At 62.3% G+C, this 14,685-nt stretch carries 6 protein-coding genes; 4 read left to right on the top strand and 2 right to left on the bottom strand.

Annotated elements, in window-relative coordinates:
- Positions 1-44 precede the first annotated feature (44 nt).
- The gene (gene ptsP / locus LRO94_RS23390; RefSeq protein ID WP_179179904.1) at positions 45-2,561 is read left to right on the top strand and encodes a phosphoenolpyruvate--protein phosphotransferase; all 2,517 of its coding nucleotides are present in this window, start codon (positions 45-47) and stop codon (positions 2,559-2,561) included.
- Positions 2,562-2,563: 2 nt separating this feature from the next.
- Positions 2,564-2,863, top strand: a complete 300-nt coding sequence (locus LRO94_RS23385; protein ID WP_122756099.1) for a PTS transporter subunit EIIB — start codon at positions 2,564-2,566, stop codon at positions 2,861-2,863.
- 67 nt (positions 2,864-2,930) lie between these two features.
- Here LRO94_RS23385 and mltF read toward each other — a convergent pair whose 3' ends face one another.
- The gene (mltF, locus tag LRO94_RS23380) at positions 2,931-4,391 is read right to left on the bottom strand and encodes a membrane-bound lytic murein transglycosylase MltF (RefSeq protein ID WP_032890750.1); all 1,461 of its coding nucleotides are present in this window, start codon (positions 4,389-4,391) and stop codon (positions 2,931-2,933) included.
- A gap of 286 nt (positions 4,392-4,677) precedes the next feature.
- On the opposite strand from mltF, the gene purL reads away from it, so the two are divergent.
- Together purL and LRO94_RS23370 are read left to right on the top strand one after the other, a co-directional pair.
- Complete coding sequence (purL, locus tag LRO94_RS23375; protein WP_095185811.1) at positions 4,678-8,574, top strand: phosphoribosylformylglycinamidine synthase; 3,897 nt, start codon at positions 4,678-4,680, stop codon at positions 8,572-8,574.
- Between the two features lie 4 nt (positions 8,575-8,578).
- Positions 8,579-8,890, top strand: coding sequence for an NGG1p interacting factor NIF3 (locus LRO94_RS23370; RefSeq protein ID WP_095185810.1), 312 nt, complete (start codon positions 8,579-8,581; stop codon positions 8,888-8,890).
- A gap of 65 nt (positions 8,891-8,955) precedes the next feature.
- On the opposite strand, the gene LRO94_RS23365 is transcribed toward LRO94_RS23370, so the two are convergent.
- On the bottom strand, positions 8,956-14,634 hold the full coding sequence (locus LRO94_RS23365; protein ID WP_179179905.1) for a membrane-targeted effector domain-containing toxin: 5,679 nt from the start codon (positions 14,632-14,634) through the stop codon (positions 8,956-8,958).
- Positions 14,635-14,685 lie beyond the last annotated feature (51 nt).

Genomic DNA, 14,685 nt, shown 5'->3' with positions numbered 1-14,685 from the left:
CTTCTGCCCAATGATTTTTACAGAACCAAACAGCAGGTGACGTCATGACCGCAACTCAACCCCTGGAATTGCTGGCGCCTTTATCCGGCGTGCTGCTGGCGCTGGATCAGGTGCCGGACCCGGTGTTCGCCAGCCGCATGATCGGCGACGGCCTGTGCATCGATCCCACCTCGCAGACCTTGTGCGCACCGTTGACCGGGGTGGTCAGCAATATTCAGAACACGGGGCACGCGGTGAGTATCACCGACGACAACGGCGTGCAGGTGCTGATGCATATCGGCCTGGATACCGTGAACCTGGCGGGCAAGGGCTTCACCCGATTGGTCGAAGAAGGCCAGCGGGTGGAGGCCGGCGAGCCGCTGATCGAATTTGACGCTGACTACGTGGCGCTCAATGCCCGCAGTTTGCTGACCCTGATGCTTGTGGTCAGCGGCGAACCGTTCACCCTGCTGGCAAACGGTGCTGTCGACATCGGTCAGCCGCTGTTGCAGGTATCCCCAGGCGAGCCGATTGAAGCTGCAAGCGAGGAGGAGGGTGATGCGCTGTTCTCCAAACCGCTGAGCCTGCCCAACGCCAATGGCCTGCACGCGCGCCCGGCAGCGGTATTTGCCCAGGCGGCGAAGGGGTTCAATGCGAGCATTTATCTGCACAAGCAAACCCAAAGCGCCAACGCGAAATCCCTGGTAGCGATCATGGCGCTGCAAACCGTGCAGGGCGATATCTTGCAGGTGAGTGCGGCGGGAGAAGAGGCTGAGGCGGCCATCAAGGCGTTGGTGGAATTGCTGGCGCAAGGGTGCGGCGAGCCGGTCGCGGCAACGGTGGCGGTGGTTGAGTCGGTGGTGTCTGCGACTGTGCTGCGAGGTGTTTGCGCATCGCCGGGTTCGGCGTGTGGTCATGTGGTGCAGGTGGCTGAGCCTGAACTGAACATCCCTGAAAAGGGCGCGGGCGAAGCGGTCGAGCGTGCCGCGCTGGCGCGTGCGCTGCGGGCTGCTACGGAAGCGCTGCAAACCTTGCAAGCCAAGGCGGTCGGCAGTGCCCAGGCGGAGATTTTCCGTGCTCATCAGGAATTGCTCGAAGACCCGACCCTGCTGGAACACGCCCATGGCCTGCTCGCCGCTGGCAAAAGCGCAGCATTTTCTTGGCACAGCGCCACGGCGGCCACGGTCAAGTTGTTCCAGGGGCTGGGCAATGCGCTGATCGCTGAGCGTGCAGCGGACCTGGCCGATGTGGGCCAGCGCGTACTCAAACTGATCCTGGAAATTGAGGACCGCGCCTGGGATCTGCCCGAGCGCGCCATCTTGATCGCCGAGCAACTGACCCCGTCACAAACCGCCAGCCTCGACACCGGCAAGGTGTTGGGGTTTGTCACGGTCGGCGGCGGTGCGACCAGCCATGTGGCGATCCTCGCCCGTGCTTTGGGTTTGCCAGCGATCTGTGGTGTGCCCGTGCAAGTACTGGCGCTGGCCAACGGCAAACACGTCCTGCTGGATGCCGATAAGGGTGAGCTGCACTTGGAGCCGAACCAGGCTGAGATCGAACAGTTGAAAGCCGCACGTCAACAACAGGCACAGCGACAGCAGCGCGACGTTGCACAGGCTGCGTTGCCCGCCATCACGCGCGACGGCCATCACGTTGAGGTCACGGCCAACGTCGCCTCATTGCAGGAGGTGGAGCAGTCGCTGACTCTCGGCGGTGAAGGGGTCGGCTTGCTGCGTTCGGAGTTTCTGTACCTCGACCGCAACCGCGCGCCGAGCCCGGAGGAGCAGGCCAGCACCTACACGGCCATCGCCCGCGCCCTGGGCGCTGAGCGCAACCTGGTTGTGCGCACGCTGGACGTGGGCGGCGACAAACCGCTGGCCTACGTGCCGATGGAGGCCGAGACCAACCCGTTCCTGGGCTTGCGCGGCATTCGCCTGTGCCTGGAGCGCCCGGAACTGTTGCGCGAACAGTTCCGCGCGATCCTCGCCAGCGCCGGTCTGGCGCGGCTGCATATCATGTTGCCGATGGTCAGCCTGCTGTCGGAACTGCATCTGGCCCGCAGGATTCTCGAAGAGGAAGCGCTGGCGCTGGGGGTGGGCGAGTTGCCGAAGCTGGGGATCATGATCGAAGTGCCCTCTGCGGCGTTGATGGCAGACGTGTTTGCGCCCCATGTGGATTTCTTCTCCATCGGCACCAACGACCTGACCCAATACACCCTGGCCATGGATCGCGACCACCCACGCCTGGCCAGCCAGGCGGACAGCTTTCACCCGGCGGTATTGCGCTTGATCGCCACCACCGTCAAGGCCGCCCATGCCCATGGCAAGTGGGTTGGCGTATGCGGCGCGCTGGCGTCCGAAGCGCTGGCGGTGCCGGTGCTGATCGGGCTGGGGGTGGATGAGTTATCGGTCAGCGTGCCGTTGATCCCGACCATCAAGGCCACCGTGCGCGAGCTGGACCTGGTCGACTGCCAGAGCATTGCCCGTCAGGTGCTGGGCCTGGAAGAGGCCGCCCAAGTGCGCGAGGCCTTGCGTGGCTTTCACGCGGCGACCGTCGAAACCTCATCTGTGCTGGAGAACTGAGCATGTTGGATAAATTGAAGCAGGCGTTCTGGAAAGCCCTGACCCCGGATTTGATTGCCGAAACGGTCGAGGCGCCGACGCAGAGTCTAGTGTCGGCCGACGTGCTGAGTGCGTTGGGTGGCGCGGATAACCTCACGTCGCAACAGCGTGTGGCACTGACGCGGGTTAGGGTGCAATTGCAGGATGTGGGGCGGTTGGATGAGTCAGCGTTGAAAGCGGCGGGTGTGCCGGGTGTGATGGTGTTGGCGGGAGGTGTGGTGCACCTGATCACTGGCCTACAAGACGACGGTGATCGAATGTGAGCCGTTTGAATGGGGTGTAATTTACTTGCTTTGGTGAGCGGGCTTGTCCCGCGCTGGTTGGTGGCGTTTAGAGCTTAGGGTTGTCTTCCGCAGGCTTGGTCTTGTCCACACCTGGCACATGCAGGTTGCCTTCGACCACCTGGTTGCCTTCCAGCTGCGGCTGCGTCACCCACGTCAGAATGTCGTAGTAGCGCCGGATGTTCGCCACAAAGTGCACCGGCTCACCGCCCCGGGCGTAGCCGTAGCGGGTCTTGCTGTACCACTGCTTCTGCGACAGGCGCGGCAGCATTTTCTTCACATCCAACCACTTGTTCGGGTTCAGGCCTTCTTTCTTCGCCAGGGTGCGCGCGTCGTCCAGATGGCCGGTGCCGACGTTATAGGCGGCGAGGGCAAACCAGGTGCGGTCCGGCTCGGCGATGCTGTCGTCCAACTCATCCTTGATTTTGGCCAGGTACTTGGCGCCGCCCATGATGCTCTGCTTGGGATCCAGGCGATTGGACACGCCCATGGCCTGTGCGGTGTTCTGTGTCAGCATCATCAGGCCGCGCACGCCGGTCTTGGAGGTGACCGCCGGTTGCCACAGTGATTCCTGGTAGCCGATGGCCGCTAACAGGCGCCAGTCGACCTTTTCTTCCTTGGCATAGGCTCGGAAGTGTTTCTCGTATTTGGGCAGGCGCTGCTGCAGATGCTGGGCGAAGGTGTAGGCGCCGACATAACCGAGCACATCGACGTGCCCGTAATAGCGGTCTTTGAGACGTTGCAGGGTGCCGTTCTTTTCCACCTTGTCCAGGTAGCTGTTGATCTCGTTGAGCAGGCTGTTGTCTTCGCCGGCGGCCACGGCCCAGCTCTGGTTGCTGGCGTTGCCCAGGTCGAAGGCCACGCGTACGTTGGGGAAGTACACCTGGTTCATCGCGACTTCGTTGGAGTCCACCAGGGTCAGGTCGATTTGCCCCTCGTCCACCATGCGCAGCAGGTCGACCACCTCAACCGCGTCGGATTCTTCGTACTCGATTGCAGGGTTTTGCTTTTTCAGCTCGGCCAATTGCTCGGCGTGGGTACTGCCCTTGAGCACCATGATCTTCTTGCCCACCAGGTCCGCCGCGTTCGTCGGCCGTGACTGGCCGTTGCGGTAGATGACCTGCGGAGTGACTTCAAGGTAAGGATGGGAGAAACGCACCTGTTGCTGGCGCTGCTCGCTGCTGACCAGGCCGGCGGCGGCGAGCACCGGGCCATTGGTCTTGCCCAGTTGGCCGAACAGGTCGTCGAGGTTGTCGGCAGTCTCGATCTCCAGCTTCACGCCCAGGTCGTCGGCAAAGCGCTTGACCAGTTCATATTCGAAACCGGTTTCACCGTTTCGGTCCTGGAAATACGTGGCCGGGCTGTTCCGGGTAATGACCCGCAATACGCCATCCTCCTTGATTCGCTCAAGCGTGCTGGGTTTATCAACACAGGCGCTGAGCATCAGGAAGAGTCCGGTGGCGATGAGCCATTTGGCGCATCGCGGGCGCAAAGCAGTTGGTGAGAACATCTGCGCAGTATACGCAAACGGCCCACGGCGCCATATCTCGACAGCGGGGGACTTGTCTGCTAGCGCCGCCAAAACTGTGCTGCAGCCCGCAGAAACGTGGCTTGGCGGGCAAATGTGACGGTTAAAATAACTACGCGCAATGCCTTGGATAACGCCCCGATAGTGTGCAAACCGTGCCAACTGACGTCCGGCAGCAGCCAGCGATGCCGTTTCGGGTGCCGTTGGCGATGGTTTACGCTAGAATGCACGGCCTCAAAGCACACCCCTTCCCGAGGCTGTCCCGAAGATGTTGATCCTGCGCGGCGCTCCTGCCCTTTCTGCCTTTCGCCACAGCAAACTCCTTGAACAACTGAGCCAGAAGGTTCCAGCGGTTACAGGCCTGTATGCTGAATTTGCTCACTTCGCCGACGTTACCGGCGTATTGACCGCCGACGAACAGCAAGTGCTCGCACGCCTTCTGAAGTACGGCCCAAGCGTTCCCGTTCAAGAGCCGACCGGCCGCTTGTTCCTGGTTCTGCCACGGTTCGGCACCATCTCGCCCTGGTCGAGCAAGGCCAGCGACATCGCCCGCAACTGCGGCCTGGAAAAAATCCAGCGCCTGGAGCGCGGTATCGCCTTCTACGTTGCCGGCCAGTTCAGCGATGCCGAGGCCGAGCTGATCGCCAGCAGCCTGCACGACCGCATGACCCAGATCATCGTCAGCCAGCTCGAACAGGCTGCCGGTCTGTTCAGCCACGCCGAGCCCAAGCCGCTGACCGCGATTGACGTGCTTGGCGGTGGCCGCGCCGCCCTGGAGAAGGCCAACACCGAACTGGGCCTGGCCCTGGCCGAAGACGAGATCGACTACCTGGTCAACGCCTTCAACGGCTTGAAGCGCAACCCGCACGACATCGAACTGATGATGTTCGCCCAGGCCAACTCCGAGCATTGCCGTCACAAGATTTTCAACGCCAGTTGGGACATCGACGGCCAGAGCCAGGAAAAAAGCCTGTTCGGCATGATCAAGAACACCTACGTGATGCACAGCGAAGGCGTTCTGTCGGCGTATAAGGACAACGCCTCGGTCATCGTCGGCTCCGTCGCCGGCCGTTTCTTCCCGGATCCAGAGACCCGCCAGTACGGCGCGGTTCAGGAACCGGTGCACATCCTGATGAAAGTCGAAACCCACAACCACCCGACCGCGATTGCCCCGTTCCCTGGCGCAGCCACCGGTTCCGGCGGTGAAATCCGTGACGAAGGTGCTACCGGACGTGGCGCCAAGCCAAAGGCCGGCCTGACCGGTTTCACCGTGTCCAACCTGCAGATCCCTGGCTTTGAACAGCCGTGGGAAGTGCCGTACGGCAAGCCTGAGCGCATCGTTACCGCCCTCGATATCATGATCGAAGGCCCGCTCGGCGGCGCCGCGTTCAACAACGAGTTCGGTCGCCCGGCTCTGACTGGCTACTTCCGTACCTTCGAACAGTCCATCACCACGCCCCATGGTGATGAAGTGCGCGGTTACCACAAGCCGATCATGTTGGCCGGCGGCATGGGCAACATCCGTGAAGAACACGTCAAGAAAGGCGAGATTCTGGTCGGCTCCAAGCTGATCGTACTGGGTGGCCCGGCGATGCTGATTGGCCTGGGCGGCGGTGCTGCTTCCTCTATGGCAACCGGCACCAGCTCGGCTGATCTGGATTTTGCTTCCGTACAGCGTGAAAACCCGGAAATGGAGCGTCGCTGCCAGGAAGTCATCGACCGTTGCTGGCAGTTGGGTGACAAGAACCCGATCAGCTTCATCCATGACGTCGGTGCTGGTGGTTTGTCCAACGCCTTCCCGGAACTGGTCAACGATGGTGACCGTGGTGGCCGTTTCGAACTGCGCAACATTCCAAACGACGAGCCGGGCATGGCCCCGCACGAAATCTGGAGCAACGAATCCCAAGAGCGTTACGTGCTGGCCGTCGGCCCTGAAGACTTCGCGCGCTTCCAGGCCATCTGCGAACGCGAGCGCTGCCCGTTTGCCGTGGTCGGCGAAGCCACTGCCGAGCCGCAACTGACGGTCACTGACAGCCACTTCGGCAACAGCCCGGTGGACATGCCCCTCGAAGTGCTGCTGGGCAAAGCCCCGCGCATGCACCGTTCAGCGGTGCGTGAAGCCGAGCTGGGCGATGATTTCGACCCAAGCACACTCGAACTGGCCGACAGCATCGAACGCGTGCTGCATCACCCGGCCGTGGCGAGCAAAAGCTTCCTGATCACCATCGGCGACCGCAGCATCACCGGCCTCGTAGCCCGTGACCAAATGGTCGGCCCATGGCAGGTGCCGGTGGCCGACGTTGCCGTCACCGCCACCAGCTTCGACGTCTACACCGGTGAAGCCATGGCCATGGGCGAGCGTACGCCGCTGGCCCTGCTGGACGCCCCGGCGTCGGGCCGCATGGCCATTGGTGAAACCCTCACCAACATCGCCGCGTCGCGTATCGGCAAACTGTCTGACATCAAACTGTCGGCCAACTGGATGTCCGCTGCCGGTCACCCGGGTGAAGATGCGCGTTTGTATGACACCGTAAAAGCGGTCGGCATGGAGCTGTGCCCGGAACTGGGCATCACCATTCCAGTGGGCAAGGACTCGATGTCCATGGCCACCCGTTGGAACGAAGACGGCACCGACAAGAGCGTGACCTCGCCGCTGTCGTTGATCGTGACCGGTTTTGCACCGGTTACCGATGTTCGCCAGACCCTGACCCCGCAACTGCGCATGGACAAAGGCACCACCGATCTGATCCTGATCGACCTGGGCCGTGGCCAGAACCGCATGGGCGCCTCGATCCTCGCGCAAACCCACGGCAAGCTCGGCAAAGTGGCGCCGGATGTTGACGACGCTGAAGACCTCAAAGCCTTCTTCGCCGTGATCCAGGGCTTGAACGCCGACGGCCATCTGCTGGCTTACCACGACCGTTCCGACGGCGGCCTGCTGACCAGCGTTGTCGAGATGGCGTTTGCCGGTCACTGCGGCCTGAACATCGTGCTCGACAGCGTTGCCGAGGATGCATCCGAGATCAACGGCATCCTGTTCAACGAAGAGTTGGGCGCCGTGATCCAGGTTCGCCAGGACGCGACCCCGGACGTACTCGCTCAATTCAGCGCCGCTGGCCTGGACGACTGCGTGGCGGTGATTGGCCAGCCGATCAACAACGGTGAAATCAATATCTCGTTCAATGGCGATACCGTGTTTGCCGGTCAACGCCGTCTGCTGCAACGCCAGTGGTCCGAGACCAGCTACCAGATCCAACGCCTGCGTGACAACGCCGATTGCGCCGAGCAGGAATTCGACGTGATCCTGGAAGAAGACAACCCGGGCCTGAGCACCAAGCTCAGCTTCGACGTCAACCAGGACATCACCGCGCCGTACATCAAGAAAGGCATTCGCCCACAAGTTGCTGTGCTGCGTGAGCAGGGCGTCAACGGCCAGGTGGAAATGGCGGCGGCGTTCGACCGTGCCGGCTTCAATGCGATTGACGTGCACATGAGCGATATCCTCGCCGGTCGCGTTGACCTCAACGAGTTCAAAGGCCTGGTCGCTTGCGGCGGCTTCTCCTACGGCGACGTGCTGGGTGCCGGTGAAGGCTGGGCCAAGTCGGCCCTGTTCAACAGCCGTGCCCGCGATGCGTTCCAAGGCTTCTTCGAGCGCAACGACAGCTTCACCCTGGGTGTGTGCAACGGTTGCCAGATGATGTCCAACCTCAGCGAACTGATCCCGGGCAGCGAGTTCTGGCCGCACTTTGTGCGTAACCGTTCCGAGCAGTTCGAAGCCCGTGTGGCCATGGTGCAGGTGCAGGAATCCAACTCGATCTTCCTGCAAGGCATGGCCGGTTCGCGCATGCCGATCGCCATCGCCCACGGCGAAGGCCATGCGGAGTTCGCGAGCGAAGAAGCCTTGCTCGAAGCCGACCTGTCCGGTTGCGTGGCCATGCGCTTCGTCGACAACCACGGCAAAGTCACCGAAAACTACCCTGCCAACCCGAACGGCTCGCCGCGCGGGATCACCGGCCTCACCAGCCGCGACGGCCGCGTGACCATCATGATGCCGCACCCGGAACGTGTATTCCGCGCTGTGCAGAACTCGTGGCGCCCGGAAGAGTGGAACGAAGACGGTGCGTGGATGCGCATGTTCCGTAACGCTCGCGTTTGGGTGAACTAAGGTCGTGTACAAGCTTGCCTTCTTTGTGCCCGACAGCCATGTAGAGACGGTGAAAACCGCCGTCTTTGCAGCTGGCGGCGGGCGCATTGGCGACTACGACAACTGCGCCTGGCAAGTGCTGGGCCAGGGCCAATTCCGCGCGTTGGACGGCAGTCAGCCGTTTATCGGCCAGGTTGGCCAAGTCGAAGTCGTCGAAGAATGGAAGGTCGAGTTGGTGGTGGCGGATGCGCTGATCGTGGCTGTTGTGGCTGCGTTGAAGCTGAGCCACCCCTACGAGACACCGGCGTACGAGGTATGGCAGTTGGCGGATTTTTGATTCGTTGACGGCATAAACAAGAAACCCGCTGGCCAGTTTGGTCAGCGGGTTTTTTGTTGCCTGGATTACGGCGCGGGCGTCAGTTGTACCTGGGCGCGTACGGCGTCGATCAAGGTGGTCTGGTAGAGGAAGCGCTGCTGCGCCATGCCCCAGCGATCGATGTAGAACAGGCCCTGGTCATCGACCTGGATCGGGGTCGAGACGATTTCGCCGCTGCGGGATTTGTGCAGCAGGTTGCTTTCGGCCATTGACGGGTGTTCGACCAGAAAGTGGCCGGACACTTTCAGTCGGGTGCGGTCCAGCGGTACGAATGCGGCAGGCTCACGCATGCCAGCCACGCCGACCTTTAGCGTGAAGTCGCTGCGCAGTGCCGTCCAGCGGGTTTCCAGACCTGTCTCCCAGCGGCCGGGGTGGATGGGGGACGCCAGGTTGGGCGCAGCATCGCGGATATGCAGGCTGGCGGCGCCTTGCAGCTCGGCCAGGCCGGGCACTTGCAGGTTGGTGTTGGTGTGGGCGCTGCCGATGAACGCCACCCATTTGTGTGGGCCGTGCGCCGCCTGGTCAGCGTCGATCACCCGTGACGCGAAGTAGCTGAACATCTGGTTGCGCGCCTCTGTGTTTGCGCCCTTGACGTGGTAACTGGCGGTGCAGTCGAGTGCGCGTACACGCAACCCATATTTGTTGGCTTGCTGGATCACTTCGAAGTAGGTGTTGGCGCCACTGTAGAGCGGCATGTGCCCGGCATCCTGGCGTTTGAGGTAGTCCTTGAGCGCGGGCGAAAGGCGTTTGGATTGGCGGAAGGCATCCAGCTCGGCCTGGTGCAGGTCGGTGAGCAAATGTTCGACGTACAGCGTGTCGAACTTGAGCGCCTTGAGTTGCTTCATGTGTTTGATCAGAAACGCCTTGCTCGTCTGCGCGCTGTGGGCCTCGCCGATGACCAGCCCCGCCAGCCGGCTTTCGCTGACAGCGCGCAGAAACGGTTCCGGCTGCGTCTGCCCGCTGAGTCGCGACAGTTCCGGGCGAGCCGGCAGGGTGTGCTGGCTGAAGTACTGCTGTGCATCTTGGGTCAGACGCTCCCGCGTTTTCTTGAACACTGAAAACGCCTTGCGGTGCTCGGGGGCCGGCAGGAAATGACTGTCCAGGCCGTGGGACTGGTATGACTGGGTCTGGATGCTTTCGCGCAGTTCGGCAGCGATATCGTAGTCGCTGTAATGCGTGACCGTTGCCGCACCACTCGACGGGGCTGGGGATTCTACGGTTCGTTCAGGCCCGCGCACGGCCAGGGTGTAATCGGCGGAAGCGTCGCTGGCGTCGATGCGCAAACCCACGGCATGGTCAGCGCCGACATTTTCCACGCGCACAGCAACTGCCTTGTGCAGATCGGCCAAGCCCGGGACTTGATCGGCCGCGCGCATGCGCGCGGGGTCCAATAGGGCAATCCAGCGCTCATCGGGCAGGGCGTCGCTGTCGCCTTGCAGGACTTTGTGCGAGTAGAAGTTGCGCAACGCGGTGCTGCGCGTTGTGGTGGGTGGGGTGTCGCCGAGGTTAAGGGCATCATCCAGGTCGTAGCAGGTCGAGGCGTCCAGTGCCTTGATCTTGATGCCTTTGGCCGAAGCCTTGCGTACCAGCGCCACGTAGGAGAATTCGGCGTTGTCGGCAAAGCCCATTGCCTTGTCGACGAGCTTCAGATGCCGCTCGATGTGCTTCCAGGATTTGCCGCTGTTGAGCTTGTCCAGTTTCAGGCGAAACACATCACCGGGCAGGTATTCGATGTACAGGCGCTTGAAGCCTTTGTTGAGCAGCGCGTCGATGTTCTCGATAAGCACCTGCTGGCCGACACCGCTGCCGGGGATGGCGCCAATGATCAGGTTCGGTGCGCGGCTAAATGCGGGGTTATCGGTGAGCGTGGCCAACGATGTCTCCCGCGTTACGGTAGGTACCTCGGCACGGGGCGCGACGGGCGGCTGCTGGCGGAAAAAGTCCTCGGCGTCGCGGGTCAATTGGCTGACTTGTTGCTGATACACATCGCGCACCGGCTGCAATTCCCGGGACGCCGCAGCGACGGTGACGTGCGGGTTTTGGTACACCCAGTCACCCTGTTGGCGCAGTTGCGCCGTGAGGTCGGGGTTGAGCACCTGCTCCAGTTTGTCCGCGTACTGGGCGGGCATCTCGTAGTGCTTGAGCGCATCGGGGGCCTGCGGGACTTTTTGATACTTCGGCGCGCCGCCAGTCACACCGGTACGGCGCCATACACCTTGGGCATCCGGTGCGGCGAGGCGGGTGGTGGAGACCAGCTTGCCGGTGACCGGGTCGAGGCGATAGAGCAAATAGCGTCCGATCGGGTCCGGAGTCTGATGAGCCCAGAGATATTCGCCATTGAACAGCACCGATTGCATCCCCGCAGGCTTGAGTGGCGCCGGTTCCACGGCGCTGATCAACTGCAGTGTCGGGCTCTGTACTAGGCGCCTTGGGGCCTGGCGCACGGCGAACTGTTGCAAGGTGCCGAGGGCCGGGCGCAGGTCGGTGAACAGCCCGCCGGCGCTGTTGAGCAGGTAACCCATCAAGTGTTCCAGGGCCTGGGCGTTGTCGCCCTGGTGGTAAGCGTGCAGAGCCAGCATGGCGTCCTTGAACGCCAGCGCCAGACCGATGCTCAGGCTCAGCACTGGAAAAGGCGCGGTAGCGATGGCGGCAACCCATTCCACACAGGTCCAGGCGATGCCGCTGATCATCTGAGTGCGGTTGACGGTAGTCGCGTGAACATCATCAATGGTGCGTTGCAGCTTGAGGTCATACACCTCGCGCCGCAGGTCCTGGATCTGGGTTTGCGCGCGTATCGGGTCATAGCGCGGCGGGCTGATGCTGGTTTTATCCAGCCCTTCAGGCAACTGGTGCCGGGCGTCCTCCAGGAATGTGCGCACTCGTCCCTGGGACTGCACCGCGACGCGTTGCACCAGGTAACCGAGCATGCCGGGCAGTTTTTTCAGCAAGTAGTTGAACTGCCTGGCTTCGCGCACGCTGATGCCGTCCGGAGCATTGGGGGTGTAGAGCAGCGTTGGGTCATCGGCATGGGTGAACAGATAGCAGCCGATCACCCAGTCGCCGTCGATGACCAGGCGGTGGATCCCATGGTCGCGGCGGATGGCCGGTGCCGTCTCGCCCATCTTCGCAATACTGCGCTCCAGCCATTCCCGGTCGATGGACGCGATATCCCCCTGCAAGTGAGATTCCAGAGCGGCACTGCGCAATTGCCATTGAGTAATGGCCAGTGTGGTATCGCGGCGCAGCTTGTAGTCCGGGCTGCCGACGTTCAGTAGGCGTGTCTTGATCTCATCGATGTAGCGCTGGCCGATCCAGACGCCGGTGACCGAGCGTGCGACTTTTTCGGCGGTCAATGGGCTCAGGTCGATGCCTTCGGGGCCTTTGAAGCGTGCCGAGCGCGAGAACTTTTCGTCGAGAAAACCGATGCCATCGGCATAGCCGTCGCGATACAGCTGGGTGTAGTTGATGGGCGCAGCCTTAGCCGACCCCGGTGAGTAGGCCCAAACAGTGTCGGGGTCGACATCGTTGCGTGGGCGTCCCAGCAGCTCATTCAGACGGGCGCGCGCCTGCTCATGCAGGTAAGCGCTGAAGCCCGGCACTTGCGCCTCGGACAACGAATAATCGTTGTAGGCGCGCAGACCGCCTTTGGTGTCGTCCGCCAGTTTCATCAGGGTTCGCCGCGTGGTCAGCGGCGCCGCGCGGAACCAGGTAGGCGTGCTGAACTCATCGTCATCCAGGCGCGTGGCCAACACATGGGTGGCCATGGCCTTGAGGCAATCGGCATGGCTGCCGGCGTGTCCGAAGCTGATTTCGCGGTGTTCCTGGGCGTGAAACTTGTAGCTCAGTCCGCTGAGCACCTGTTTCATCTTGGCCCGAAAGCGCAGGGCGACGCGGCTGATCAGGTAATCGGTGAGGGTACCTGGCGGCGATTTGAGGCCATTGTCCAAAGTCCAGCCGAGGATGTGATTCTGGCAGGCAATTTCACTGTCGAACGCCTGGAACTGTCGCTCGCGCGGAGCCTGCGGCGTACACAGCAACACGCGGTCGACGGCGCCGCTGGCGTCGCGCCGGAGCAGCACCCACAGGTCTTGCAGTTGGGCCTCGTGCAGCGCCAGGGTCGTGGCGCTCAGCAATGGATCGCTGCCTTGGCGCACGCGCTGGATCAGTTCGAAATCGTCAGCAGTGAGATGCCCCTGCAGCATTGCGGTGCAGGCCAGCGCGTTGATTCTGTGGTCGAGCATGGCTTCGATGGCCTGGCACAGCTCGGTCTTGGCATGCAGCTGCTTTTGCAGGTCCCTGAAGTCGATACGCGGTTGCAGCGTGCCCATTTGTTGCGCGAGCCAGGCCGGTGTCAGCGCGGCGTAGGTGTCGGGCAGTGGCGCGCCGTCGTAGCTGAGGCTGGTCTTTTCGAGGAAATCGGAACCGGCGTTTTCATCGTCGGGATGCAGGCCGCGCAAGGCCAATTCGACCAGGTCGCGTTTGTGGCTGTATTCACCGATCGGTGTGACGGCGCGGCGGGTGGTCACCAGCAAGCGTTGTGGTTCCAGGTCGTGGATATCCAGGTCATCGCTCAGGCGCTCCAGCCATTGGTGGCGTGCCAGGGTGTACGGCGTGGCCAGGGCGCCGAACATTTGTTCCAGGCGCTGCCGGGACTGGTCGTAATGCTGCAAGTGTTCGGCGAGTCGTGCGCGTTGGGTGTCTGAGGCGCTGCGGTACCAGTCTGGCGCGCTGTGCCGCAACCATCGGTCGAGCAGCAGTTGGGCGCGCCATTGCAGTCGCGCGCCGAGGTCGGGCACGGCGTCGACGATGGCCTGCTCCAGCGCATTGATCAGTGCATGCGCGTCAGTGTGCGGGTTGTCCACCAGGCTCAGGGCGCGGTCGATGTCGGCACTGCGCTTGGCGATCAGTTGGTTGTCGAGGTGCTCGAACAGTGGCCGTTCGCTGATCGGGGTCAATGCCAGCGGCCAGATGGCTTGCGGCGTCAGTGCGCGGTAGTCGGTCGCCAGCATGCCCATGAAGTGAGCGCGCTCGGCGGCGGCGTCCAGGCGTTGGAACAGATCGCTGTTGAGGTCGGCCAGGGAGGCGAAAAATTCAATCCCGCGCGAGGGAGTGAACAGTGCCACGCGGCCAACCGGCGTGCTCGATTGAAGCTCGCTTACCACCGGGCTTGAATGTTCGGTCAGCACAAACGCACCGGCCAGTTCGATGGTTTGCCCCTGGTATTCAAAGGTCAGTGCATACAGGCCGGGGCGTTGCGTGACGCCCAGTGGTACGCGGTCCAGGATCGCCTGCTCTTGAGGGTGGAACAGGCGATCGGCGACCGCGAGTGCGGTTTCGTGGGTCAGTGCGATGTAGCCGGCTTCAAAGGTCATGAAGGATTTGCGCGCTTTGCCGTCGATCTGCTCGCGGCTATCCATGTCCAGCAATTGCGTGTTGAGCGTGGCCTTGAGCGTGGTCAGCAGGGCCTGACCTTCAGTACTGCGCAGATCGCTGTTGTCCAGGTTCTGGTACAGCACGCGGCTGTTTGTCAGGAACTGCTGGCGGTAGTTTTCCAGATGGGTATTCAGGCGCTCCAGGTACGCGAGTGGAGGCGACGCCGGCTGCGTCGGCAGCAGCGGTGCATCGATGTCGAGCAGGTGATGGCCGATCAAGTTGAGTGAGCCTTTGATCTCGTCAAAGGTCAGGGGTGGGGTGGAAGTGCTCACGGGCACAGGCTCCATGCTGAGGATTGGAGCCCTCAGCATGGGCACGACCGC

The organism is Pseudomonas sivasensis (genome assembly GCF_021391435.1).
Taxonomy (GTDB): domain Bacteria; phylum Pseudomonadota; class Gammaproteobacteria; order Pseudomonadales; family Pseudomonadaceae; genus Aquipseudomonas; species Aquipseudomonas sivasensis.
The sequence above is the reverse complement of the archived record's forward strand: the minus strand, read 5'-3'. Positions and strand labels throughout refer to the sequence as shown.

Excerpts from the sequence above, each read along its gene's own strand:
- ptsP (WP_179179904.1), top strand. The coding sequence starts at position 45 with ATGACCGCAACTCAACCCCTGGAATTGCTGGCGCCTTTATCCGGCGTG.
- LRO94_RS23385 (WP_122756099.1), top strand. The coding sequence starts at position 2,564 with ATGTTGGATAAATTGAAGCAGGCGTTCTGGAAAGCCCTGACCCCGGAT.
- mltF (WP_032890750.1), bottom strand. The coding sequence starts at position 4,391 with ATGTTCTCACCAACTGCTTTGCGCCCGCGATGCGCCAAATGGCTCATC.
- purL (WP_095185811.1), top strand. The coding sequence starts at position 4,678 with ATGTTGATCCTGCGCGGCGCTCCTGCCCTTTCTGCCTTTCGCCACAGC.